Annotated in this window: 1 protein-coding gene and 2 pseudogenes; all 3 read left to right on the forward strand. The window is 70.7% G+C overall.

Going from position 1 to position 1,455, the window contains the following annotated elements:
• Positions 1-381, forward strand: a pseudogene (locus G3N93_RS39825) (malonate decarboxylase subunit epsilon); the annotation flags it as partial.
• A gap of 117 nt (positions 382-498) precedes the next feature.
• Positions 499-1,020, forward strand: coding sequence for a phospholipase D-like domain-containing protein (locus G3N93_RS39830; RefSeq protein ID WP_174934873.1), 522 nt, complete (start codon positions 499-501; stop codon positions 1,018-1,020).
• Between the two features lie 125 nt (positions 1,021-1,145).
• Positions 1,146-1,455, forward strand: a pseudogene (locus G3N93_RS39835) (phosphoribosyltransferase family protein); the annotation flags it as partial.

Below are 1,455 nucleotides of genomic sequence, written 5' to 3' on the forward strand. Positions count from 1 at the left end.
CCCGTCTGCGTGCGGATCGCGTCGCACACGCGCCGGCTCGCCGCGGCCGTGCCGGTGTTTCGCGCGTTGCTCGCCGCGACCGACGTGCGGCGGCCGCTGCCCGGCACGCGGCTGTTTTCGGGGATCGATGGCACATCGGTGCTGGACGTCGACGCAGGCCTCGACAAGCTTGCACGGCAGATCGCGGAGCCGGTCGAGTGGGCGGCCTGTCTTGCCGCTTGCGTGGAGGCTGGTGCGACCGCGTTCCTCGAGCTCGGTCCCGGTCGCGCGCTGGCCGAGATGGCAGGTGGTGCCTATCCGGCGCTGCCGGCGCGCAGCCTCGCGGATTTCCGTTCCGTCGACGGCGTGGCGAGCTGGCTCGCACGCGTCGCGGCGGGCTGATCGGCCGCGTGAAAAGCGGGCTGTAACCCGTTCGCCGGGCACCGGTTTTGCGCTGTGTGTTGCGCCGGCGCAGCAGCATCGCAGCCGGTGCTTGCCACGCGAATTGGCGTCGCTACAATGGCGCCCGCCATGAGACCAGCCGCCTTCCTTCTCGCCGCGCTTTGCTGCGCGGCGAGCGCCCACGCCAGCCAGATTCCGTCCGATGCCGCATCGGTCGGCACATACTTTTCGTATGACAATGCAGCAGCCGACGCGACCGTCGAGCTGATCGGCCAGGCGCAGCGTCGCGTGCTGCTGGCAGGCTATGCGCACGTACCGCCGGCGGTCGCGAGCGCGCTGCGCGCGGCCCGCGCACGCGGGGTCGAGGTGCGTGTCGTGCTCGTGCGTTCGCCGCGCGCAGGCAGATACAGCGGCGCGGGCTATCTGAAATCGTCGGGCATCGACGTGGCGATCGATTCGCGGCACGGCGATCCCGCGCCGCGCTTCGTGATCGTCGACGACAGCGTCGCGCTGACGACGCTGTCCGAAGGCGCAGCCGCGCATGCGGAAACGGTGAACGTGTTCCAGCGCGCGCCGGAGCTTGCGCAATCCTATGCGCAGTCGTTCTGGCGGCTGTACCGGCAGGCCGGCGGCCTCTGACCCTTTCCGTCGGCGCCGTGCGCGCCGGTGTGACCCTGCTTGCATCGGCGCGGCCGATGAACCATGCTCGTTGACAGGCGCCGACGCGGGTTTCGCGCATCCGGCGCAACGGCAGGGAGCCGATCGTGTTCGAGTGTTTTGCCGATCGCGCCGATGCGGGCCGCCAACTGGCCGTTGCGTTGGGCGATTACGCGGGGCGTGGCAATGTCGTCGTGCTCGCGCTGCCGCGCGGCGGCGTGCCCGTCGCGTATCCGGTCGCTTGCGCGCTGCGCGCGCCGCTCGACGTGCTGGTCGTGCGCAAGCTCGGCGTGCCGTACGATCCCGAGCTTGCGATGGGCGCGATCGCGACGGGCGGCGCGATTCATCTGCAGCGTTCGGTGCTCCGCTCGATGAACGTGTCGGGCGAACAGCTCGCCGACGTGATCGCGCGACACG

It is taken from the genome of Burkholderia sp. Se-20378, assembly GCF_017104665.1.
Lineage (GTDB): Bacteria > Pseudomonadota > Gammaproteobacteria > Burkholderiales > Burkholderiaceae > Burkholderia > Burkholderia lata.

Coding starts and splice junctions, on each gene's coding strand:
- G3N93_RS39830 (WP_174934873.1), top strand. CDS start 499: ATGGCGCCCGCCATGAGACCAGCCGCCTTCCTTCTCGCCGCGCTTTGC.